The sequence below is a fragment of the Flavobacterium sp. GNP002 genome, assembly GCF_054343795.1.
Genome location: NZ_JBTGUW010000001.1, coordinates 3,065,549 through 3,088,911, shown reverse-complemented (window position 1 = coordinate 3,088,911; position 23,363 = coordinate 3,065,549). Strand labels below are relative to the sequence as shown.

Here is a 23,363-nt window from a genome sequence, read left to right as displayed (position 1 = left end):
ATTTCTTTAAATCCGAAATACGATACATTTTACAAATATATTGTAAACTATTTTAGTTTGGAAACTTTTTTATTAACATCTATTTGCTATATTTTCTTTTTCGAAGGAAAGTAAATACGACTCCAAAAAGCACCAAAATAAGAATTGGAAGCCCGATAGTTAGGATTTGTGTTCGGGTATAGTTTTCATAAACTTTTTCTTTATCCAGTAAAGGTAAATCAAGATCTTTACTTCGAATGTTAATAAGTCCGGTATCATCTAATAGATAATTGACGCAATTTATGAGGAAATCTTTATTATCATACAAATTCCCAGACCTTTGGTCATAACCCAATTCTACCGGTTGAAAGTTTTTATCCAATTGATTTTTTATCAAATCGCCGTCCGAAATCACAATCATTTTGTTCTCTTTTCCTGCCGCTTGAAATGTTTTTTGTTCAAATGGCAACACGCGATTTTCAAACATGGAATGAAATGAACCTTCTAATAAAACCGAAAGTGGAATTTTTCCTTTGTTTAAGTAATCGTTTGGTGCCGATTCCTCGGCAACGATATTCAGGTTTATCTCTGTTGGGGTTCCTATTTTCTTGGAATATTGAGACGATTGCAACAAAATGGTTTTCTTAATTCCGTTTTTCAAGGTATCGATTGGATTCGCAAAATCAAATTTGATTCCGCCTAAATTTTTCACAATCGGATGCAAACTGTTTGGATACACTTGTGGCGCAAACTTCCAATTGAATTCCTGAAATTGAGTCGCACTTCCTTGTTCTCCTGTGGCTAGTTTTATGGGACTTCCTTGTTCGTCTTTTACTAAATCAGGATTAATTCGGATTCCGTATTTAAAGAACATATCATTCAAATTCAAATCTTTTGGATAGGCCAAAGTGGCTCCAGATGAATCGTATAAACTATCCATTTCTGCCGTAACTTGGTCAATCAACCACAATGTTTTTCCTCCGTTGATGATAAATTGATCCAAAACTTGTTTCTCAGCATCGGTGAACGTTTCAGTTGGTTTAGCGATAACAGCCAAGTCATATTTTTCTAAAGCTTCTAAACTTCCAATAGGGTATTTAGCAACCGAATCTAAAGTAAAAGGTCCAATATGATAGCTTTCGCGTACTTGCAAAAGAAATTTAGCCATCAAAATATCTTGCAATTCACCGTTTCCTTTAATGACAGCGATTTTCTTTTGTTTGGCTTTGGTAATCTTATTCAACGCTTCGGCAATTGAGTATTCCAAATGCTGAACGGAACCAATTACTTTTTGGGTAGTTGACGCACCCATAATGTTTTTCAGCAATGGAATATTTACTTCCTTGTTGTCATAAACGGCAATCGCCCAAGGAAAAACCATAGCTTGTGATTGCTTTCCTTTGTCGTCAACGGTTATGTTTATTGGCGTAAGCCCTTTTCTATACAAGTCTTTAATATTGTCCATGCTGGCGTCCTCGTTTTCCAAAGGATCTACGAATTCAAAAACAATATTTTTGTTGTAAGCCTGAAATTCTTCCAGTAATTGTTTTGTTTCTTGTTGTAAACGTTTGAATTCGGCAGGTAAATCGCCTTGCATATACACTTTTATGGACAGCGGATTTTGAACTTGCTTAATGATGTTCAAAGAGGTCTGGGAAAGGGTGTATCTTTTATCTTTTGTTAAATCAAAACGATGAAAAAAGGAACTTCCTATCACATTCGCAAGCACTACAATAGCAATGATAGTCAATACTGATTTTAGGTTATTTTTCTTAGAAGTATTCATTACGATTTGAAAGATTTTAGATTATAAACAGTAAATGAAAGAAAGACAACGGTTATGCTTGTAAAATAAAGGATATCTCTTGTGTCTAATACGCCTCGGCTCATGCTTTTGAAATGATCTTGCATTCCTAATGATGCGATTATGGAAGATACATTTGGAACTACTGAAGCTAAACCTTCAAATCCGAAATAGAAGAAAAAACATAAAAATACCGCAACAATAAAAGCCACAATTTGATTATCTGAGAGTGTTGATGTGAATATTCCGATGGCTGAATAGGAAGCAATCAAGAACAATAATCCAAAATAAGAACCAACTGTGCTTCCCATATCGATATTGCCTTCAGGCATTCCTAAACTAGAAATAACGGCTACATAAATGAATGTTGGAATAATCGCCATTACAATTAAAAGTAAAGCTCCAAGAAATTTTCCGTTTACAATTTGCCAAATACTCAATGGTTTAGTCAACAATAATTCTAATGTCCCTTGTTTTTTCTCATCCGAAAAACTGCGCATGGTTACCGCGGGAATTAAGAAAATCAAAATCCAAGGTGCCAAAGTAAAAAATGGAGTCAAATCAGAAAAACCGGTATTCAAAATATTGTACTCTCCTTCGAAAACCCAAAGAAACAATCCGTTGATAATTAGAAAAATGGCAATAACTAAATAACCTATGGGCGAACCGAAAAAGGATTTTATTTCTCGTAATACTATTGATTTCATTTATTTTTTTGTTTAAAGTTTCAAATGTTTAAGGTTTAAAGTTCCCAATCCAAGAACTTTAAACCTTAAACTTTAAACTATTTTTATTCTAAAGTAACTAATTTATCCACGCTCCACGCTTCTGGTTTGTCATTGAATAATTTTTTGGTGAATGTCCAAACATCATAAAAAAGTTCGGAATTCCTGTAATTTTCTAAATCAGCTTCGGTTTCCCAATAGCTGTAAGTAAAGAAAATGCTTTTGTTATTTTTATCCTGATACAATTCTAAGAAACGATTTCCGGGTGCATTTCGTATTTTATCTTTCATTAACTCGAAGTTTTCTAAAAATGCAGGAATGTGCTCCTCGTGAAAACTCAATTTTACTATACGTACAAACATTAGATTTTTTTTGTTTAAAGTTTAAAGTTCAAAGTTCAAAGTTCGTAACGTTTAAAGTTGCTCCACTTTAGACCTTAAACTTTAAATGAATTTTATAATAATAATATCTCTATAATTCAATCCTAATAAACTATTCGCAGAACCTACTTTAGAAGGATTACTTCTAAAAATGGCAATCTCCAGAAAACCGGCTTCGTTGAAAATTGCTAATTTTTCGCCTTCATACGATTTTATCGGATATTTATCGGAACTGGCAATTGCGGAATAGTTGGGCAAAATGGTTTTGATATTTTTGGTTTTCAAAACAATTTCATAAGGTCTTCCTTTGGCAACTTCGATAAAATATTTTTTAGAAATATTGGTAATTACATTCCCAAAATGATCAATGTAAATCACATGACCTTTTAATGAATTTCCATCATCTGAAATAGTGGCTTGCAGATTTGTAACTTGCTTAATCGTATTTATTTCTTTACCAATGACATTCATCAAACCACCTTTGGCTAAATGGCAGGCCACTTTTACAAACACATCCAGATCAGTAGCTTCGCTTGGCAAACGATCATGAATGTTAATCGCCACTATTTTTTGTGGAACAATTTTTTGCGAAAGCATACTTAAAATGCCATTATCTGCAGCAATAAAATAGTGACCGTTCCATTGCATCACAATATGTTGATTCTCTTTGTTCGATTCCATATCGACTCCTACAAGGTGAACTGTACCTTTTGGAAAACTCGCATACGATGCTCCAATAATGTAACTTGCTTCTACTGTGTTGAATGGGTCAATGTCATGTGAAATATCAATAATTATAGCCTCGGAATACTCAGATAAGATTTTCCCTTTCAACGCACCTACAAAGTGATCTTTCAAGCCGTAATCGGTAGTGAGGGTAATTATTGACATAAATTTGTTTATAACTATTGGTGTTATGTAAACCTAATTTTATTAAATTTGAGAAGTGCAAAGCTAATAATAGTAAACTCAAAAAACGAAAAACAAAAAACAAATTCTATTTAAATAAAAGAAATATACCCGACAGCCAATTGATTTATAAAAAAATTAATTCTAATTTAAAACTACCTCATTTGAACGAAAGAATAATCGAGCTCATAGACATCGCTCCAAAAGACTTTTGGGGCGCTCAAGACACTCATCTTGAAACAATTAAAAAATACTACCCAAAATTAAAAATTGTCGCTCGGGGAACAACCATAAAAGCTTTTGGAGAAAAAGAGGTTTTAGACGAGTTTGAAAAACGTTTTCAACGTTTAATGCTTCATTTTACACGTTATAACACTATTGATAATAATGTTATTGAACGAGTAATTTTAAGTGATGGGAAACAGATTGAGAGAATGGGCGATCACGATAAAATTTTAGTACATGGAGTAGGTGGGAAGATCATCAAACCTATGACACCCAACCAGCAATTACTGGTTGATACCATGGAAAAAAATGATATGGTTTTTGCTGTAGGGCCAGCCGGTACTGGAAAAACGTATACTGGGGTAGCCATGGCAGTGAAAGCACTGAAAGAAAAGCAAGTGAAACGAATCATACTCACGCGTCCAGCAGTAGAAGCAGGGGAAAATCTTGGTTTTCTGCCAGGAGATATGAAGGAAAAATTAGATCCTTATATGCAACCTCTTTACGATGCTTTACGAGATATGTTACCCAACGAAAAATTAGAAGATTATATTCTAAAGGGAATTATTCAAATTGCCCCTTTGGCTTTCATGCGAGGTAGAACGCTGGATAATGCTTTTGTAATTTTGGATGAAGCACAGAACACTACACATTCTCAAATGAAAATGTTCTTAACACGTATGGGTAAAAGTGCTAAATTTATGATTACAGGTGATCCTGGTCAAGTCGATTTACCACGAAGAACCATCTCCGGACTCAAAGAAGCTTTATTGGTTTTGAAGGATATTGATGGAATTGGAATTATTTATTTGGATGATAAAGACATTGTACGACACCGATTAGTTAAAAAAGTGATTGATGCGTATAAGATGATTGAAAATAACGATTAGGAGATACAGAAAATTTTTTTGAAGCGGAAAGCGAGTTCATTTTCATTAAAAAATGGATTTGCTTTCCGCTTTATTATTTATAAGTAATAATGGATTTTCGTGAACTGCTTAAAATAAAAATCAATCGATTCCTTTTGTATCTCTTGAAAATGCAATAAATTTGGAATTAATTAAATTTCAGTTAAAAAGAAATGATTTTAAAAGAAAAAATTAAAGTAGTTATTAGTGATTTAGACGGAACTTTACTTAATTCAGATCACAAAATATCCCAATATACCAAAACTGTTTTTCAAGAACTCCACAATCAAAATTATTTAATAATTGTAGCAACTGGCCGACATCACTTGGATGCAATGCCTATAGTGGCAGGATTGGATGTTCCTCTTTATTTAGTAACTTCAAATGGAGCACGGATACATTCTCCTGAAAAAGAACTTCTTTTTTCTTTTAATATGGAAAGTGAAGCTGTTAAATCAGTCTTGTCTTTAGATATTGATCCTGAAATAACAACCGTATTGTTCAGAGAAAATGTTTGGCAAACAAATAAGCACAATGAAAAATTAAACGAATTTCAACCAGAAGTAAATTATCATCCTGAACTGGTAGATTTTTCCAGTTTGGAGGATTTGAATGCTATAAAAGTTTTTTTTACACATCCTAAACATTCAAAATTAATTGAATTACGGGATAAAATTTTAGAAAATCATACAGGACTTTTTAGCCATGCGTTTAGTTTGCCTTTTTGTTTAGAATTTATGGACAAATCAGTGGACAAAAGTGTTGCGATTGCTAAAATTCTGGAAAAAGAGAATTTTGTTTTCGAACAAACTATTTCTTTTGGTGATGGATATAATGATGAAAATATGCTTACATCTTCTGGTAAAGGTTTAGTTATGGGGAATGCACCAGATAGTTTGAAAGATAAACTTTCCCATTTAGAAGTCATTTCGACTAATGATAATGAAGGTGTTGCTAAATATATAGCTCAGGAATTATTGAATAATTAATTTTTTAACTAACCATACTTTCCAATTTACAAATAAAATTAAAACTAAATGAATAAAAAAATAATCCTTGCCATCTCTGTTTTGTTTGCCATAACAATGCAAAGTCAAATGCTAAAACTGGAAGAAATCATGAAAGGTAACGCTTTCATTGGTGCGCAACCAGAAAATGAAAGATGGTCTTTAGATGGACAAAAAGTTTATTTTGATTGGAATCCAAATAATGAATTGGGTACAAGTACTTATTTTTGGAAAAACGGAATGTCAAAACCTGAATTGGTATTACCAAATGAAGCTGCTTTTTCGAAATTAGATTTCAAAAAAACAACCAATCCGGATTTGTATTATTACATTGATAAAGGAAGACTATTTTCGTATTCCTTGAAAAGTAAAACTTCTAAAAAACTCTACCAACAAAGCAGTCCGATTGCTAATTTACAAATGGGTTCAGTGCCAGGAGTGCTTTATTTTAGACAAAATGAAAACCTTTTTCAGGTCAATACCAATGAAGGTTCGATTATTCAAATCACGAACTTCCGTAAAGGAAAATTAGAAGAGAAAGCAACTGATAAAGAATCATTTTTGAAAAGCCAACAGGAGGAATTGTTTCAATTTGTCAGAGATCAGGAAGCACTGAAAAAATGGAATTTGGCAAAATCAAAAACTACAAAATCTGATTTTCCAAAACCGTATTATTATGGAAAAAATACCTTTGGAAGCTTGAAAGTGGATCCAAAAGGAAACTTCGCTACGTTCAGATTAATGGAAGATTCAGAACGCAAGAGTGAAAAAATGGAACTTTTCATAACTGCTGATGGCTACAATGAAATTGAAGATACGAAGGAAAAAGTTTCTGTAGATAATTTATTGGCAACCAAATTCGGGATTTATAACATCGCCAAGGATTCTGTTTATTTTGTAAATTTTTCATCATTGAGTCACATTCAGGATGTTCCTAAATATTTTGAGACCTATGAAAAATCTAAAACTGCAGCAAATAAGGACAAACTAATTGTAGTTCAGGAACCTGTTTACAATGAAAATGGTTCATATGCAATTAGCGAAATAAGAAGTCAGGATAACAAAGACCGATGGATTGTCAGTTTAAATCTTGAGAAAGGAACCTTTCAAGAATTAGATCATCAACATGATGAAGCTTGGATTGGCGGGCCCGGAATTCCTTCTAATTCTTATGGAAGAGGAACGCTTGGATTTTTGGGAGATAATGAAACAGTTTATTTTCAATCCGAAGAGACCGGTTATTCTCATTTATACACTTATAATTTAAAGTCAAAAAAGAAAATCCAACTCACTAAAGGAAATTGGGAAGTGCGCAACGTGACTTTGGCAAAAGACAAAAAGTCTTTTTATTTAACCACAACGACTACTCATCCGGGAAACAGAAACTTTTATAAATTAGACGTTGCAAATGCCGTTTTGCAACCTATTTTAACTAAAGATGGCGCTCATGAAGTGAGTTTGTCGCCAGATGAAAGTATGGTATTGGTTAGATATTCGTATAAAAATAAACCTTGGGAATTGTATGTAGCGCCTAATAAAAAGAATACAAATTTAAATCAGATAACGTTTTCAACATCTGAAAGTTTTAAAGGATATTCTTGGCGGGAACCTGAAGTAATTACTTTCAAAGCGCAGGATGGAACTTCGGTGAATGCCAGGTTGTACAAACCGCAAACTGCCAATGCGAACAAAGCAGCAATCTTGTTTGTTCATGGTGCAGGTTATTTGCAAAACGCACACAACTATTGGAGTACATACCACAGAGAATATATGTTTCATAATTTATTGGTCGATTTAGGCTATACCGTTTTGGATATTGATTATAGAGGAAGTGATGGATACGGACGTGATTTTAGAACAGGAATTTACCGTTTTATGGGCGGAAAAGATTTAACAGATCAAATTGACGGCAAGAAATATCTAGTCGAAAATTACGGAATTGACGCGTCAAGAGTTGGGATTTATGGTGGTTCTTATGGAGGTTTCATCACGTTGATGGGAATGCTGACGACTCCAAAAGAGTTTGCTTCGGGTGCAGCTTTACGTTCTGTTACTGATTGGGCACATTACAATCATGGCTATACTGGAAACATTCTTAATTTCCCTGAAACGGATCCGGATGCTTACAAAAAAAGTTCTCCAATCTATTTTGCAGATAATTTACAAGGCGATTTATTGATGCTTCATGGAATGGTTGATGACAATGTAGAATATAAAGATATTGTTCGTTTGTCTCAGCGTTTTATCGAATTAGGTAAGAAAAAATGGAGTTTAGCAAGTTTCCCGGTGGAAGCACATGGATTTAAAGAAACCTATTCTTGGGTAGATGAGTACAGCCGAATCTTAAATTTATTCAACGATACGTTGCTTAAAAAATAATTGTAGAGATGAAAATAAAATGCAATAGTTCCGTTCTTTTCTTTGCGAAACTCTATGAAATAGTTTTAAATTTGCAGAAACAAAAAATAAACACACACAACTAGTATAATGAGCAACACCATCACAACTACTGATTTTAATTTTCCAAACCAGAAATCTGTTTACCGCGGTAAAGTAAGAGAAGTGTACAATATCAATGATGAACTTTTGGTTATGGTAGCTACAGACAGGCTTTCAGCCTTTGATGTAGTTCTGCCAAAAGGAATTCCATATAAAGGTCAAATTCTAAACCAGATTGCTACTAAATTCATGGAATTGACAGAGGATATTGTTCCTAACTGGTTAATTGCAACTCCTGATCCTAATGTAGCTGTTGGTCATTTATGTGAGCCTTTCAAAGTAGAAATGGTGATTCGTGGATATCTTTCAGGTCATGCTGCTCGTGAATATGCTCTTGGCAAAAGAGAAATTTGCGGCGTGAAAATGCCAGATTATTTGAAAGAAAATGATAAATTCCCAGAACCTATTATTACGCCGACTACTAAAGCAGATAACGGAGAACATGATGCTGATATTTCTCGTGAGGATATTTTGTCGAAAGGAATCGTTTCTGAAGAAGATTACCTTGTTTTAGAAAAATTCACAAGAGATTTGTTTCAAAGAGGAACTGAAATTGCTGCAAGTCGTGGTTTGATTTTGGTGGATACCAAATATGAATTTGGTAAAACTAAAGAAGGGGTTATTGTATTGATTGACGAAATTCACACACCGGATTCTTCTCGTTATTTTTACGCGGAAGGATACCAGGAACGTCAAAACAGCGGAGAAGAACAAAAACAATTATCGAAAGAGTTTGTTCGTCGTTGGTTAATCGAAAATGGTTTTCAAGGTTTGGAAGGGCAGCAAATACCTAATATGACTGACGAATATATAGAAACTGTTTCTGAAAGATATATTGAATTATACGAAAATATCTTAGGAGAGAAATTTGTAAAAGCAGACATCACCAATATAGATGAAAGAATAGAGAAAAATGTTTTGGAATATCTAGCGAACAGATAAAACAATTTCTATAAAAAATAAACAAGACCGCAATTCATAATTTTGAATTGCGGTTTTTTTTTATTTTTTGAATGATGATTCATAACAAGTAATCCATTCTTGCACTGACATTTTTTGGACGAGCTCAGCAATTAAATTAAAAGGGATTTGGTCCATCTTTTTAAATCGGATGCAACTTTTTCCCATGTCTAATTTTTGTTTGCTGTGTTTTGGGTATTCGGAGACAAACCAATTCAGTAATTCGGGTTTAGCATAAATTCCCATGTGGTATAGCGCAATGAAATTTTTTTGAGAAGCGATGTTAGTAAAGGGTAACGGGAGTTTTGGTTCACAATGATATCCGTTTGGATAAATGGAATGTGGCACTACATAACCGATCATACCGTAGGACATTTGTTCAACATATCCTTTTGGAATATTTTCTAGAATAGTTTCCCTAAGTTTTGTAAAAGCTTCTTTTCTTTCCAGTGGAATTTCTTGTAAATACGCTTCTATTGATGTGGCGGTTGATTGCATTTTTATGAATTGTTTGAGTAAAGTTAACAAAAAAACCGCAATTCATAATTTGAACTGCGGTTTTTTAGCCCCGATAAAAGTGGAAATCCTTTTCCTTTTTTCTTTAAAAGGAAAAGATTGCAATCTCGTTTTTAGAACGAGACGGGATTAGCTCCTAAAACTATTTGAAATAAGAGAATGTTTCTTCGTTTTCTAATTTCAATAAGGTTTCATAAATTAATTTAATCACGTTTTCAACGTCATCACGATGTACCATTTCAACCGTAGTATGCATATAACGCAACGGCAAGGATATTAAAGCCGAAGCCACACCGCCATTACTGTATGCAAAAGCATCGGTATCTGTTCCTGTAACGCGAGAAGAAGCCAATCGTTGGAACGGGATTTCTTTTGCCATAGCAGTTTCTAAAATCAATTCTCTCAAATTATTCTGAACTGCAGGAGCGTAAGTTACTACTGGACCTTTACCAATTTTTGTGTCACCTTCAATTTTCTTTTCGATCATTGGAGTAGTAGAGTCATGACAAACATCAGTGACAATCGCAACATTCGGCTTGATGGTTTTGGTAATCATTTCGGCACCACGAAGGCCTACTTCTTCCTGAACCGAATTAGTGATATACAGTCCAAAAGGAAGTTTTATTTTGTTTTCATGTAACAAACGAGCCACTTCGGCAATCATAAACCCACCCATACGGTTATCAATGGCGCGACAAACAAATTTGTTTTCATTTAAAATCATGAATTCATCAGGATACGTAATCACGCAACCTACATGCACTCCCATTTTATCTACCTGTTCTTTAGTTTCACAACCAATATCAATAAATAGATTGTCAACTTTTGCCACTTCTTCTTTTCCTCTATTGCGGGTATGAATAGCCGGCCAGCCAAAAACACCTTTTACAATTCCTGCTTTAGTATGAATATTAACGCGTTTTGAAGGTGCAATTTGGTGATCTGAACCACCGTTTCTAATCACGTAGATTAATCCATCATCCGTAATATAATTGACGTACCATGAAATTTCGTCAGCATGACCTTCAATCACTACCTTATAAGGTGCATCTGGATTTATAATTCCAACAGCAGAACCATAAGTGTCCGTTATAAAAGTATCAACATAAGGTTTTAGGTATTCCATCCATAATTTTTGCCCGTCACTTTCATAACCTGTGGGTGATGCATTATTAAGGTATTTTTCTAAAAACTCAAGTGATGACTTGTTTAATATTGATTTAGTGCTCATAAAATTATTTTTTTGCTAAATTATAAATTTGGCATTACACTTGTGTATATAATGTATAATTTTGGCAATTAAATTTCCCTATATGAAGCTAATTAAATTTTTGTTGTTTTGTTTATTTACCACTCTGTCTGTTAATGCACAGGCAATACCTCAGGATACAATAAAGATGGGGTATGAGTTAGAAGATAGCGAATCTATTCTTAATGATACGATCCAGTTACCGGAAGTCTTAATATATAAGGAGAAAATGGATCCCGAAGCAAGAAAGCAATTCTTAATCCTTCAAAATCGTGTTTATAAAACCTATCCTTATGCAAAGCTGGCTTCTGAGAGATTGTCGAATCTAAATAAAGGAATGGCAAACCTTAAAACAAATAAGGAGAAAAAAAGATACTTTAAGATAGTAGAGAATTATTTGAGTGATGAGTTCGAAGCTAAACTTAAAAAACTTTCGCGTAAACAAGGTCAAATATTGGTAAAGTTAATACATCGTCAAACAGGCACTACAACATATGAGTTGGTGAAAAATCTCAAAAGTGGTTGGAAAGCATTTTGGTCTAATACAGCAGCAAGTATGTTTGACATTAATTTGAAAACAAAGTATGCGCCTTTCGATGTTAATGAAGACTATCTGATAGAAACGATATTAGTGCGAGCATTTGATTCCGGAAGATTACAAAATCAAAATCCGGCTAAACCAGTTGATTATGATAATTTAACTGATTCTTGGGAATCCAAAGCTGAAAAACTTAAAAAATAAAATTCATTTGTGCGTTCCTCCTTATATAGAAAGGCAATTATCTAAAAAAGATAATTCCCTTTCTATATATAAGGAGTCGGGCTATCCGCTGCAAGTCCTCGTTAAGTTCCGTTACACTCCACTTATCTGTGGGCTTTCCACTGCTATCCCTAACGCGGCCCTGTTTACTTTATCGCATTGATGACTGTATGATAAATTAATATTTAAATCAACAGGATAAATTTTTGTTTCCTTATATATAGGAGAGGCTATATATAGGAGCGAATAAAAAAAAGGTATATTATTATAGTATATACTCATTACACTGATTCAGCCGATTTTTTAGTTAGTAGGCAGAGAGCTGGAGCTTTTTTCAGGAGTAAGATGGACAAAGTGGTTGTAAAAAAGGGAATAAAGGTAAAGTGCAATAAGGTTGTATAGGTAAAGAAAGGTGTGATCAGGTTGTCTATAGGTAATATGATTCACAGTTTTCTGGGGATAAAGCCAAGCTTTCCTTTGAATAGGGCCAGGGAGAGTAAAATAATTTACTTTCAAAATTCACGGTTTCAGCGAGTTAAAGTTTAAGTTAAGAAAACATCAAAAAAAAGTGATTAAAAAGCTTGAATAACTCAATAAACGGTGTAGTTTTGCACCCGCAATGACGCAGACGTTCTTTTAAATACTGACAAGTAAAGTTAATCAAATTAGAAAATTTATTTTCAAAAAAAGATTAAAAAAAGCTTGTGAGATTAGAAAACAGATGTTACCTTTGCACCCCGCAAAACGCGCAAAGTTCCTTGAAAGATTGATGAGAAAATAAGAATTAAACGGAGATAAAAATTTCCAAAAAAACTTCAAAATTTTCTTGCCAGTTAAAAAGAAAGTTGTACTTTTGCACCCGCTTCGAGAAACACTATAACAAGTGTTAACGGAGTTGAAAAAAAGAGATAAGAACACGTTCCTAGACATATTGAATTGACAGCCGTTCCGATGAAAATCGGAACAAAAGAATAAGAGTAATAGAATCGAGAGATTTGAAAAAACCACTAGAATTTAGTCGAATAACAATAGCTTGAGCAATCAAGCAAATAATATACGATGAAGAGTTTGATCCTGGCTCAGGATGAACGCTAGCGGCAGGCTTAACACATGCAAGTCGAGGGGTATAGGTTTTCGGACCTAGAGACCGGCGCACGGGTGCGTAACGCGTATGCAATCTACCTTTCACAGAGGGATAGCCCAGAGAAATTTGGATTAATACCTCATAGTATTATAGAGTGGCATCACTTTATAATTAAAGTCACAACGGTGAAAGATGAGCATGCGTCCCATTAGCTAGTTGGTAAGGTAACGGCTTACCAAGGCAACGATGGGTAGGGGTCCTGAGAGGGAGATCCCCCACACTGGTACTGAGACACGGACCAGACTCCTACGGGAGGCAGCAGTGAGGAATATTGGACAATGGGCGCAAGCCTGATCCAGCCATGCCGCGTGCAGGATGACGGTCCTATGGATTGTAAACTGCTTTTGCACAGGAAGAAACAACGCTACGTGTAGCGTCTTGACGGTACTGTGAGAATAAGGATCGGCTAACTCCGTGCCAGCAGCCGCGGTAATACGGAGGATCCAAGCGTTATCCGGAATCATTGGGTTTAAAGGGTCCGTAGGCGGTTTAGTAAGTCAGTGGTGAAAGCCCATCGCTCAACGGTGGAACGGCCATTGATACTGCTAAACTTGAATTATTAGGAAGTAACTAGAATATGTAGTGTAGCGGTGAAATGCTTAGAGATTACATGGAATACCAATTGCGAAGGCAGGTTACTACTAATGGATTGACGCTGATGGACGAAAGCGTGGGTAGCGAACAGGATTAGATACCCTGGTAGTCCACGCCGTAAACGATGGATACTAGCTGTTGGGAGCAATCTCAGTGGCTAAGCGAAAGTGATAAGTATCCCACCTGGGGAGTACGTTCGCAAGAATGAAACTCAAAGGAATTGACGGGGGCCCGCACAAGCGGTGGAGCATGTGGTTTAATTCGATGATACGCGAGGAACCTTACCAAGGCTTAAATGTAGATTGACCGGTTTGGAAACAGACTTTTCGCAAGACAATTTACAAGGTGCTGCATGGTTGTCGTCAGCTCGTGCCGTGAGGTGTCAGGTTAAGTCCTATAACGAGCGCAACCCCTGTTGTTAGTTGCCAGCGAGTCATGTCGGGAACTCTAACGAGACTGCCAGTGCAAACTGAGAGGAAGGTGGGGATGACGTCAAATCATCACGGCCCTTACGCCTTGGGCTACACACGTGCTACAATGGCCGGTACAGAGAGCAGCCACTGGGTGACCAGGAGCGAATCTACAAAACCGGTCACAGTTCGGATCGGAGTCTGCAACTCGACTCCGTGAAGCTGGAATCGCTAGTAATCGGATATCAGCCATGATCCGGTGAATACGTTCCCGGGCCTTGTACACACCGCCCGTCAAGCCATGGAAGCTGGGGGTGCCTGAAGTCGGTGACCGCAAGGAGCTGCCTAGGGTAAAACTGGTAACTAGGGCTAAGTCGTAACAAGGTAGCCGTACCGGAAGGTGCGGCTGGAACACCTCCTTTCTAGAGCCTTAGTGTTAGTATTAATACACGCTAGGGAAAGAAGACGAAAGTTCGAGTTGGAAACAAGTTTCAACATTATATTACTCTTGCTGTTAGTTCAAATAATACCATTTAAGAATAAGAGTGTCTCGTAGCTCAGCTGGTTAGAGTACTACACTGATAATGTAGGGGTCGACAGTTCGAGTCTGTCCGAGACAACTATTTTAGACTTAAAAAAAGAAGAAATTCTAGAGTTGAGGAGTTATGAAGTATAAATTCATAATTCATAATTCACAATTCATAATTAGATTGGGGGATTAGCTCAGCTGGCTAGAGCGCCTGCCTTGCACGCAGGAGGTCAACGGTTCGACTCCGTTATTCTCCACAAATCCGAAAGGATACAAGTTCATTGACATATTGAGATAAGAAAATAATAAAAAGTAGAAAGCATTTTTTGCTTGTTTATCATTAGACAAGTAAAAGAAACGGTCTTGTTTTAACTAACGAGATTGGTACAATAAGCAAAATAAGGGCGTATGGGGGATGCCTTGGCTCTCAGAGGCGATGAAAGGCGTGATAAGCTGCGAAAAGTTACGGGGATTGGCACACACGATATGATCCGTAAATACCTGAATGGGGCAACCCACTATGTTGAAGACATAGTACACCGATAGGTGGGCAAACCCGCTGAACTGAAACATCTAAGTAGGCGGAGGAGAAGAAAACAAAAGTGATTCCGTAAGTAGTGGCGAGCGAACGCGGATTAGCCCAAACCAATGTTGTTACGGCAATATTGGGGTTGTAGGACCACGACATTTGTTGCGGATAGAATTAGAATTTACTGGAAAGTAAAGCCAAAGAAGGTGATAGCCCTGTATAAGTAATAGAAGATAACGATAGTGGTATCCTGAGTAGGGCGGGACACGAGAAATCCTGTCTGAATTTGGCGGGACCATCCGCTAAGGCTAAATACTCCTGAGAGACCGATAGTGAACCAGTACCGTGAGGGAAAGGTGAAAAGAACCGTGAATAACGGAGTGAAATAGATCCTGAAACCATACGCTTACAAGCGGTCGGAGCCCTTTCGTGGGGTGACGGCGTGCCTTTTGCATAATGAGCCTACGAGTTAACGTTGCTGGCAAGGATAAGTGGTTAAGCCACGGATCCGTAGCGAAAGCGAGTCTGAATAGGGCGCTTTAGTCAGTAGTGTTAGACGCGAAACCGTGTGATCTACCCATGGGCAGGATGAAGCGCTGGTAACACAGTGTGGAGGTCCGAACCGGTTGACGTTGAAAAGTCTTCGGATGACCTGTGGGTAGGGGTGAAAGGCCAATCAAACTCGGAAATAGCTCGTACTCCCCGAAATGCATTTAGGTGCAGCGTTATGCGTAAAGTTATATAGAGGTAGAGCTACTGATTGGATGCGGGGGCTTCACCGCCTACCAATTCCTGACAAACTCCGAATGCTATATAATGTTTCATAACAGTGAGGGCTTGGGTGCTAAGGTCCAAGTCCGAGAGGGAAAGAACCCAGACCATCAGCTAAGGTCCCCAAATATATACTAAGTTGAAAGAACGAGGTTTGTCTGCCCAGACAGCTAGGATGTTGGCTTGGAAGCAGCCATTCATTTAAAGAGTGCGTAACAGCTCACTAGTCGAGCGGACGAGCATGGATAATAATCGGGCATAAGTATATTACCGAAGCTATGGATTTAGAGTTTACTCTAAGTGGTAGGGGAGCATTCTAACAGGGTAGAAGGTGTTTCGTAAGGGATGCTGGACTGGTTAGAAAAGAAAATGTAGGCATAAGTAACGATAATGCGGGCGAGAAACCCGCACACCGAAAGACTAAGGTTTCCACAGCTATGCTAATCAGCTGTGGGTTAGTCGGGACCTAAGGCGAACCCGAAAGGGACAGTCGATGGACAACGGGTTAATATTCCCGTACTAGTTATTACTGTGATGGGGTGACGGAGTGATGAAAGCGCCGCGAACTGACGGAATAGTTCGTTGAAGTACCTACCTATAAGCTGCGCAGGCAAATCCACGCGGCTTGGGGAAATACGATAGTACTCGGAGTCTTCGGACAAAGAGATAGTGCGCCTAAGGGCTTCCAAGAAAAACCTCTAAACTTCAGGTAATAAGTACCCGTACCGCAAACCGACACAGGTAGTCGAGGAGAGAATCCTAAGGTGCTCGAGAGATTCATGGCTAAGGAATTAGGCAAAATAGACCCGTAACTTCGGGAGAAGGGTCGCCAGCAGCAATGCTGGCCGCAGTGAAGAGGTCCAGGCGACTGTTTATCAAAAACACAGGGCTCTGCAAAATCGTAAGATGAAGTATAGGGCCTGACACCTGCCCGGTGCTGGAAGGTTAAGAGGAGATGTTATCTTCGGAGAAGCATTGAATTGAAGCCCCAGTAAACGGCGGCCGTAACTATAACGGTCCTAAGGTAGCGAAATTCCTTGTCGGGTAAGTTCCGACCTGCACGAATGGTGTAACGATCTGGACACTGTCTCAGCCATGAGCTCGGTGAAATTGTAGTAGCGGTGAAGATGCCGCTTACCCGCAGTGGGACGAAAAGACCCTGTGCACCTTTACTATAGCTTAGTATTGACCTTGGATAAATGATGTGTAGGATAGGTTGGAGACTGTGAAGTGGCGTCGCTAGGCGTTGTGGAGTCATTGTTGAAATACAACCCTTTGTTTATCTGAGGCCTAACCCCGTAATACGGGGGACATTGCTTGGTGGGTAGTTTGACTGGGGTGGTCGCCTCCAAAAGAGTAACGGAGGCTTCTAAAGGTTCCCTCAGTACGCTTGGTAACCGTGCGTAGAGTGCAATGGCATAAGGGAGCTTGACTGAGAGACATACAGGTCGATCAGGTACGAAAGTAGAGCATAGTGATCCGGTGGTTCCGCATGGAAGGGCCATCGCTCAAAGGATAAAAGGTACGCCGGGGATAACAGGCTGATCTCCCCCAAGAGCTCATATCGACGGGGGGGTTTGGCACCTCGATGTCGGCTCGTCACATCCTGGGGCTGGAGAAGGTCCCAAGGGTTGGGCTGTTCGCCCATTAAAGTGGCACGCGAGCTGGGTTCAGAACGTCGTGAGACAGTTCGGTCTCTATCTACTGTGGGCGCAAGAAATTTGAGTGGATCTGATTCTAGTACGAGAGGACCGAATTGGACAAACCTCTAGTGTATCTGTTGTCACGCCAGTGGCATCGCAGAGTAGCTACGTTTGGAAGGGATAAGCGCTGAAAGCATATAAGCGCGAAACCCACCACAAGATGAGATTTCTTTTAAGGGTCGTGGGAGATGACCACGTTGATAGGCTATAGATGTAAAGGCAGTAATGTCATAGTCGAGTAGTACTAATAACCCGTAAGCTTATGTACGCTTTTCCCCCGATGCAAGTCGGGGGGAGAAACTTTCTAATAAAAAAAACTTTTCTTTATCTCAGTATGTTAAGATATTATGTGATTGATGTTTATTATACAATAAACAACATTACAATAATTGCCCAAAGCAATTATAACCTCTTAAGGTGGTTATTGCGGCGGGGCTCACCTCTTCCCATCCCGAACAGAGTAGTTAAGCCCGCCTGCGCAGATGGTACTGCAGTTATGTGGGAGAGTATGTCGTCGCCTTTCTTTGAAAAGCCTATCTGAAAAGATGGGCTTTTTTATTCATACTTCTTCATTATTGAAAAGTATAATGGTACCTTAGCTCAGATGGTAGAGCAATGGACTGAAAATCCATGTGTCCCTGGTTCGATCCCTGGAGGTACCACAAAATGCTCGGATGGTGAAATTGGTAGACACGCTGGACTTAAAATCCAGTGAACAGCAATGTTCGTGCGGGTTCAAGTCCCGCTCTGAGTACAAGAAGCTTCATCAGTTTAATGCTGGTGAAGTTTTTTTTTGCACATTTTTAACTGAAGAATCACTATAAATTTTTTATTGTAACTAGTTCTACAATTTAGTTCTTTTAAGAATCATATCAATTCAGTTAAATAGTTTTTTTTGTTTATAAATGTTTTTAATGTTCCCAATAGATAGGTTTCTTCTTTTATATGTAGTATTTTTAGCTTAAATATTCCATTTAATGAAACTAAAAGCAATTATAGTTGACGATGAATCACATGCACGTAGTTTTTTGAAAAAATTATGTAACCATTTATACAATAATAAAATTGAAATTGTTGATGAATGTGACTCTGTTAAAAAAGCAGTTACTTCAATTAAAAAACACAATCCAGATATTATTTTTTTAGATATTCAAATGCCAGAGGAAAATGGTTTTGAACTTTTAAAAAATTTTGAATCTATTCCATTTGAAATTATTTTCACGACAGCTCATAAGGAATATGCTATAGATGCTATTAAAAATAGCGCTATAGATTATCTCATTAAACCCATTGATATTGAAGATTTTAAATCAGCTATTACTCGCGTTGAGAGTGCAAAATCTGAAAAAAATAATTTTAATCGTTATAAATTATTAGCTGAAAATATTGCCAATCAAAATACAGGTAAAGAGAGAATTGTTTTTCCCTCAAAAACGGGTTTTGAAGTAGTTCAAGCTAATACAATTGTCTTTTGTAAATCGGATGGGGCTTATACTACAGTCCATACTTTGGATAAAAATTATTTTACTTCGAAATCGTTTAAAGAGACCTGTGAATTACTTCATTCCGCTAATTTTTTAAGAGTTCACAGAAGTTTTCTAATTAACATCAATTTTGTAGTTAGTTTAGGTCTGATGAGTTTATCTTAGAAATGATTACTGGTGATAAAATTCCTGTATCGGATAAATCATTTACCAAAAAAGAATTAATTGATGCGATTTCTAAATAAGTTAATTCTTTTTTTCGGCCTTCTATTTTTTCCAAATCTTATTTTAGGACAGTATTATCCTTCAAAGAACTATTCTACTACAGATGGATTACCTAATAATGCTGTTCGTTCTTTATTTTTGGATTCAAAAAATATTTTATGGATTGGAACTGAAAATGGTGTTTCCAGGATGGAGAATGGTTCATTTTCTAATCTAGATGAAACTGATGGTTTGGGTCACAACAGCTGTTGGGATATTAATCAAGATGGAAATGGAAACATGTGGTTTGCCAGTTATGGTGGAGGAATCAGTAAATTTGATGGTAAAAAGTTCACTATTTTTACGACAAAAAATGGTTTATTAGCTGATAAAACCCGAAAAGTATTTCCTTATAAAAATAAAATGTATGTAGGTACAGAACAAGGGGTTTCGATTATTGATATTAATACTAATATATTAGTCAATCCAAAAATACCGCCTCACAAAGAAGATTTTATTAGTATATCCTTTTTTGAATACGGTAATGAAGTATATTTTGCAACTATTTTTGATGGTTTGTTTAAAATTGACGAATCTGGTGCATTTCCAATAATTATTCCTGTTCTTTTGCATAAAAACACTTATGGATTAGGACTTTATGGATCAACTCTTTATAGTAGCAATGAGGGTTCTATAGATAAATTTGGTATTAACGAAGTTTTAAAAGGCAATTCATCCTCAGTTAAATTTGGTAAATCGATGGTTTGGCAATACGCTAAAGATAAGAGAAACTCAATTTTTGCAGCGGCTTGGGGAGTATACAAGCCAGATGGCGGACTTTATAAAGTTGAGAATGACAAAATGGTTGATGTTTCGGAATTTTATGGAATAGATTCTAAAATTTTGCTAAATGTAGTGTATGATAGATCTAAGGATATTTTGTACGTAGGTTCCAATGATAAAGGAATTTATGAAGTTCGCTTAGACAAAATAATTGATTGCAATTTATTTCATACTAAATCAGTAATAGATTTTGAAAATCTAGGAAAACAGAAATTGATTTTGCACAATAAGGGTTTAACTATTTTAGATTCAAATAGTAAAATTGCAAAAACTATTTCTTTATTTGATTTTAAAAATTTTGAATCAAATTTTTTAAAAAAAGGACATAAAGTTACCAATAAGCAAGGAATTGAGTCGAGAGATTTTGAATTGGATTTTGCTATTCCAGCCAGTGGCATCGAATTTTATGAAATCGTTAAAAACAATAATTCTTTTTGGATAGGAAGTAATATAGGGATATTTGAAATTAACAGTTTAGGAAATATTATAAATTATTTACCTAAACACAGCTTGAAAATTGGTTTTACTTATGATGGTAAATTCATAGAAACCATAACTTATGCAGGTACCAGGCTATATGACAATATTCACAGCGTAGTTAATAAGCATTTTTCAAAATTTGAAAAAAACACTCCTCAGTATATTGTTAAGATTCTTACTAACAAAGATAAAACGTATTTGCTATCCGTTTTTAACGGATTGTATGTCTATAAAAATAATGACTTTCATTCTTATTTATCGGAAGGCATCTGGAAAGAGAATAAATTCAAGCATATTACTACTAACAGTAAAGGGCAACTTATTTTAGCTGCCGAATTTGGAAATGTTTTTATTGTCGATGATTCAAAGGCTTTTAAAATTTTAAAAACTATTTATAAAAAAGAGATAGTAGGTAACACGATTCTATTTCTAGAATCATATAAAGATTTTATTCTAATTGGTACTGAAAAAGGAGTTAACCTCTATAAGGGAGGTATTGTCCGATTGATTGATAAGGAACAAGGATTAAAAGATGCAGCAGTTACCACTTCGCAAATTTTTGATAAACAATTGTGGTTAGGAACTAAAAAAGGATATTATACAATTGATTTAGAGCGATTAATAGCACCACAAATGACAGTGTCAGAGATGGTAATTTCATCAATCGCAATAAATAATATTCCCATAAATTCCTCTAATTATAAATGGTTTCGCTTTAAATCAAAAGAATTAATTTGTGACTATAAAGACAATTCCTTTTCTATTGATTTTATTCCAAAAGGACATGCTTTTCCTAATAAATTAAAATTTCGATATCGTCTAAAGTGTTCAAATAGATGGAGTCCATATAGCGAAAAAACAAACCTATTTTTGCCTTATTTGTCTTATGGTAATTATAATTTAGAGGTTGAAGTTTTTGATTCGAATGCAGGAAAAGCAACTATTTTTAAATTATTAAAAATTCAGGTTGAGCCTCCATTTTGGATGACTTGGTGGTTTATTGCTCTTGCTGTATTGGTTCTTTTTAATATTTTAGTCTATTTGATTTTTAAATCTAAAAAGAAATCAAGAGAAAAAGCAGTTATTCAAAAGCGTATTGCAGAAACCAAACTGGAGGCATTGTTAAGTCAAATGAATCCTCATTTTACCTTTAACGCCATGAATGCTATACAAGATTATATTATCAGTAATGACATAGATAATTCGTTAAAATACATCGGTGGGTTTGCTAAGTTAATTCGTAAAACACTAGAAAATTCCTCTAAACAAACAATAACTATTGAAGAGGAAATTGATTATTTGAAGTCTTATATTATTATTGAAAATATGCGTTTTGATAACCGGATTGAAACTGAATTTAACATAGGTAATGAAGTTGACCTTTATCATTCCAAAATTCCAACGATGTTGCTACAGCCTTTTATTGAAAATGTTTTTGTTCACGCTTTTAATGCTTCTCATCCTGCTCCAAAATTGACTATTTCTTTTGAGATGTTGTCTAAAAATATTTTAGAATGTAAAATTATTGACAATGGAATGAGCTTAAAAGCTTCTAAAAAAATAAAAATTCATCAGTCAAAAGGCATTCAGTTGATTAAAGAAAGACTTTCTCTTTTGCAAAATTCGAATGTGAATCCTGTAGACATTCAGTTAACAGAAAATAATGGAACGACAGTTACAATAAGGTTGAAGGTTTAAATTTTTAAAAGAATAATTTTAAAAGGCTCTTGTCCAATTTTGGATAGGAGCCTTTTATGTTTACGAACCAATATTACTCTTTCATAGCCTAAAAAGTACCTTTCATAAGATGTTTTAATTATGCCTGCTGTAATCTTATATTTTTGATATAAAGTAGATAAATTAAAGTCCAAATCGCATGGAAAAGTATTACTGTGAAAATTGTGGTTCCAAAAGCAATAGCATTTTGAGTTCAACAAGCTTTTTATGTCCGTTTCATCCTAAAGGGAATTGTCAGGGAAAGCATTTCCCGTTCTTTCAAAATATCACATTATTATAAATTGAATAATACAGTGTTAATTATGGATTTTATTTTTTTGCATCTGCAAAATTTTAATGTTGTTTCTTATAGCGCTTTTGGTATCGTTTTGATAAGTTTCATTATTGAAGCTAAATCAAATTCACCCTATAAGTCGCTTTTCCTTTCTAATATTGGCTTTGGAATATACCATTTTAATTTATTGACTGGTTCAGAATTTGATTTTCCAATATATTTTATTCTACTCAGTTTTTTGATTTGTTCCTGGTTCTTTGTTTTAAAGAATATTGAAGAGGAAGAAGATCAGGATAGAGGATTTTTAAGAAATTATTATAATGATAGTATTATTGGGTTTAATGAAACTGCAGATAAAAATAATAAGGAAAATTTCTCACTTGAAAATAACACTCGATTAACTGCTATTCATGTTTTAAAAAATAATTTATCAAAACTATTTGAAAGCGAATTTATGTTGGTCGTTAGAATTTTTTTTAAAAATGATGTCATTTATTACAAACATCCTCAACGAAAGTTTGTGCATGCGTTTACGTACCTAATTTTGACTTTCATTTTAGTTTCGTTTTTTCTTGTTTAGTAATATAGTTTTTAGTTAAAATTCTTTTTCCTAAAATTAATAATTGAAGCAGAAAAGAAATTAAATTTCCACTTTAACATTTGTTCAATTTGATTATTTATTGTAATTGGTAAAAATAAAGTACTTTAGTTGATAACTTAATGTATAGTTATCCAAATAA

Annotated in this window: 14 protein-coding genes, 4 tRNA genes and 3 rRNA genes; 15 read left to right on the top strand and 6 right to left on the bottom strand. The window is 35.7% G+C overall.

The window, feature by feature from the left end; genetic code table 11:
* Positions 1-79: 79 nt before the first annotated feature.
* The 4 genes from gldG to ACXX80_RS13370 all read right to left on the bottom strand — a co-directional run bounded on the left by gldG (position 80) and on the right by ACXX80_RS13370 (position 3,779).
* Entirely contained in the window at positions 80-1,765 is a 1,686-nt protein-coding gene (gene gldG / locus ACXX80_RS13385; protein ID WP_458553623.1) for a gliding motility-associated ABC transporter substrate-binding protein GldG, read from the bottom strand.
* Complete coding sequence (gene gldF / locus ACXX80_RS13380) at positions 1,765-2,490, bottom strand: gliding motility-associated ABC transporter permease subunit GldF (protein WP_458553622.1); 726 nt, start codon at positions 2,488-2,490, stop codon at positions 1,765-1,767. The genes gldG and gldF overlap by 1 nt, the downstream gene beginning before the upstream one ends.
* Positions 2,491-2,573: 83 nt before the next feature.
* The gene (locus ACXX80_RS13375; protein ID WP_073354958.1) at positions 2,574-2,870 is read right to left on the bottom strand and encodes a putative quinol monooxygenase; all 297 of its coding nucleotides are present in this window, start codon (positions 2,868-2,870) and stop codon (positions 2,574-2,576) included.
* 81 nt (positions 2,871-2,951) lie between these two features.
* Positions 2,952-3,779, bottom strand: a complete 828-nt coding sequence (locus ACXX80_RS13370; protein ID WP_458553621.1) for an SAM hydrolase/SAM-dependent halogenase family protein — start codon at positions 3,777-3,779, stop codon at positions 2,952-2,954.
* Positions 3,780-3,961: 182 nt separating this feature from the next.
* Here ACXX80_RS13370 and ACXX80_RS13365 point away from each other — a divergent pair, with 182 nt between their 5' ends.
* The 4 genes from ACXX80_RS13365 to ACXX80_RS13350 all read left to right on the top strand — a co-directional run bounded on the left by ACXX80_RS13365 (position 3,962) and on the right by ACXX80_RS13350 (position 9,378).
* Positions 3,962-4,912 carry a PhoH family protein gene (locus ACXX80_RS13365; protein ID WP_315211223.1) on the top strand — a complete coding sequence of 317 codons (951 nt, stop codon included), beginning with the start codon at positions 3,962-3,964 and terminating at the stop codon, positions 4,910-4,912.
* 191 nt (positions 4,913-5,103) lie between these two features.
* Positions 5,104-5,919 carry a Cof-type HAD-IIB family hydrolase gene (locus tag ACXX80_RS13360; RefSeq protein WP_458553620.1) on the top strand — a complete coding sequence of 272 codons (816 nt, stop codon included), beginning with the start codon at positions 5,104-5,106 and terminating at the stop codon, positions 5,917-5,919.
* A 48-nt stretch (positions 5,920-5,967) separates the two neighbouring features.
* Complete coding sequence (locus ACXX80_RS13355) at positions 5,968-8,316, top strand: alpha/beta hydrolase family protein (RefSeq protein ID WP_458553619.1); 2,349 nt, start codon at positions 5,968-5,970, stop codon at positions 8,314-8,316.
* A gap of 108 nt (positions 8,317-8,424) precedes the next feature.
* Positions 8,425-9,378: a phosphoribosylaminoimidazolesuccinocarboxamide synthase gene (locus ACXX80_RS13350; RefSeq protein WP_458553618.1), complete on the top strand. Its 954-nt coding sequence runs from the start codon at positions 8,425-8,427 to the stop codon at positions 9,376-9,378.
* Positions 9,379-9,438: 60 nt separating this feature from the next.
* Here ACXX80_RS13350 and ACXX80_RS13345 read toward each other — a convergent pair whose 3' ends face one another.
* Positions 9,439-9,894 (bottom strand): DUF1801 domain-containing protein, encoded by a 456-nt coding sequence (locus ACXX80_RS13345; protein WP_458553617.1) that lies wholly within the window; start codon positions 9,892-9,894, stop codon positions 9,439-9,441.
* Between the two features lie 160 nt (positions 9,895-10,054).
* Entirely contained in the window at positions 10,055-11,143 is a 1,089-nt protein-coding gene (locus ACXX80_RS13340; protein WP_458553616.1) for a M42 family metallopeptidase, read from the bottom strand.
* Positions 11,144-11,225: 82 nt separating this feature from the next.
* Here ACXX80_RS13340 and ACXX80_RS13335 point away from each other — a divergent pair, with 82 nt between their 5' ends.
* The 11 genes from ACXX80_RS13335 to ACXX80_RS13285 all read left to right on the top strand — a co-directional run bounded on the left by ACXX80_RS13335 (position 11,226) and on the right by ACXX80_RS13285 (position 23,203).
* Positions 11,226-11,903 carry a DUF4294 domain-containing protein gene (locus ACXX80_RS13335; protein WP_458553615.1) on the top strand — a complete coding sequence of 226 codons (678 nt, stop codon included), beginning with the start codon at positions 11,226-11,228 and terminating at the stop codon, positions 11,901-11,903.
* A 1,074-nt stretch (positions 11,904-12,977) separates the two neighbouring features.
* Positions 12,978-14,491 (top strand): 16S ribosomal RNA (locus tag ACXX80_RS13330).
* Positions 14,492-14,615: 124 nt separating this feature from the next.
* Positions 14,616-14,689: transfer RNA gene (locus ACXX80_RS13325), tRNA-Ile, on the top strand.
* Positions 14,690-14,781: 92 nt separating this feature from the next.
* Positions 14,782-14,855: transfer RNA gene (locus ACXX80_RS13320), tRNA-Ala, on the top strand.
* A 130-nt stretch (positions 14,856-14,985) separates the two neighbouring features.
* Positions 14,986-17,869: ribosomal RNA gene (locus ACXX80_RS13315) — 23S ribosomal RNA — on the top strand.
* Between the two features lie 145 nt (positions 17,870-18,014).
* Positions 18,015-18,124, top strand: a 5S ribosomal RNA gene (gene rrf / locus ACXX80_RS13310).
* Together the 16S, 23S and 5S rRNA genes with 4 tRNA genes alongside form the textbook arrangement of a ribosomal RNA operon.
* A gap of 66 nt (positions 18,125-18,190) precedes the next feature.
* Positions 18,191-18,263: transfer RNA gene (locus ACXX80_RS13305), tRNA-Phe, on the top strand.
* Positions 18,264-18,269: 6 nt separating this feature from the next.
* Positions 18,270-18,355, top strand: a tRNA-Leu gene (locus tag ACXX80_RS13300).
* Between the two features lie 223 nt (positions 18,356-18,578).
* Positions 18,579-19,250, top strand: a complete 672-nt coding sequence (locus ACXX80_RS13295; RefSeq protein WP_458553614.1) for a LytR/AlgR family response regulator transcription factor — start codon at positions 18,579-18,581, stop codon at positions 19,248-19,250.
* A gap of 63 nt (positions 19,251-19,313) precedes the next feature.
* A complete protein-coding gene (locus ACXX80_RS13290) occupies positions 19,314-22,310 on the top strand; it encodes a sensor histidine kinase (RefSeq protein ID WP_458553613.1) in 2,997 nt (998 codons plus the stop codon).
* A gap of 341 nt (positions 22,311-22,651) precedes the next feature.
* Entirely contained in the window at positions 22,652-23,203 is a 552-nt protein-coding gene (locus ACXX80_RS13285; protein WP_458553612.1) for a hypothetical protein, read from the top strand.
* Positions 23,204-23,363 lie beyond the last annotated feature (160 nt).

What these genes read in the sequence shown, in the direction of transcription:
- ACXX80_RS13350 (WP_458553618.1), top strand. Translation starts at nt 8,425, where the DNA reads ATGAGCAACACCATCACAACTACTGATTTTAATTTTCCAAACCAGAAA.
- ACXX80_RS13345 (WP_458553617.1), bottom strand. Translation starts at nt 9,894, where the DNA reads ATGCAATCAACCGCCACATCAATAGAAGCGTATTTACAAGAAATTCCA.
- ACXX80_RS13355 (WP_458553619.1), top strand. Translation starts at nt 5,968, where the DNA reads ATGAATAAAAAAATAATCCTTGCCATCTCTGTTTTGTTTGCCATAACA.
- ACXX80_RS13290 (WP_458553613.1), top strand. Translation starts at nt 19,314, where the DNA reads ATGCGATTTCTAAATAAGTTAATTCTTTTTTTCGGCCTTCTATTTTTT.
- gldG (WP_458553623.1), bottom strand. Translation starts at nt 1,765, where the DNA reads ATGAATACTTCTAAGAAAAATAACCTAAAATCAGTATTGACTATCATT.
- ACXX80_RS13360 (WP_458553620.1), top strand. Translation starts at nt 5,104, where the DNA reads ATGATTTTAAAAGAAAAAATTAAAGTAGTTATTAGTGATTTAGACGGA.
- ACXX80_RS13370 (WP_458553621.1), bottom strand. Translation starts at nt 3,779, where the DNA reads ATGTCAATAATTACCCTCACTACCGATTACGGCTTGAAAGATCACTTT.
- ACXX80_RS13285 (WP_458553612.1), top strand. Translation starts at nt 22,652, where the DNA reads ATGGATTTTATTTTTTTGCATCTGCAAAATTTTAATGTTGTTTCTTAT.
- ACXX80_RS13335 (WP_458553615.1), top strand. Translation starts at nt 11,226, where the DNA reads ATGAAGCTAATTAAATTTTTGTTGTTTTGTTTATTTACCACTCTGTCT.
- ACXX80_RS13340 (WP_458553616.1), bottom strand. Translation starts at nt 11,143, where the DNA reads ATGAGCACTAAATCAATATTAAACAAGTCATCACTTGAGTTTTTAGAA.
- ACXX80_RS13295 (WP_458553614.1), top strand. Translation starts at nt 18,579, where the DNA reads ATGAAACTAAAAGCAATTATAGTTGACGATGAATCACATGCACGTAGT.
- ACXX80_RS13375 (WP_073354958.1), bottom strand. Translation starts at nt 2,870, where the DNA reads ATGTTTGTACGTATAGTAAAATTGAGTTTTCACGAGGAGCACATTCCT.
- gldF (WP_458553622.1), bottom strand. Translation starts at nt 2,490, where the DNA reads ATGAAATCAATAGTATTACGAGAAATAAAATCCTTTTTCGGTTCGCCC.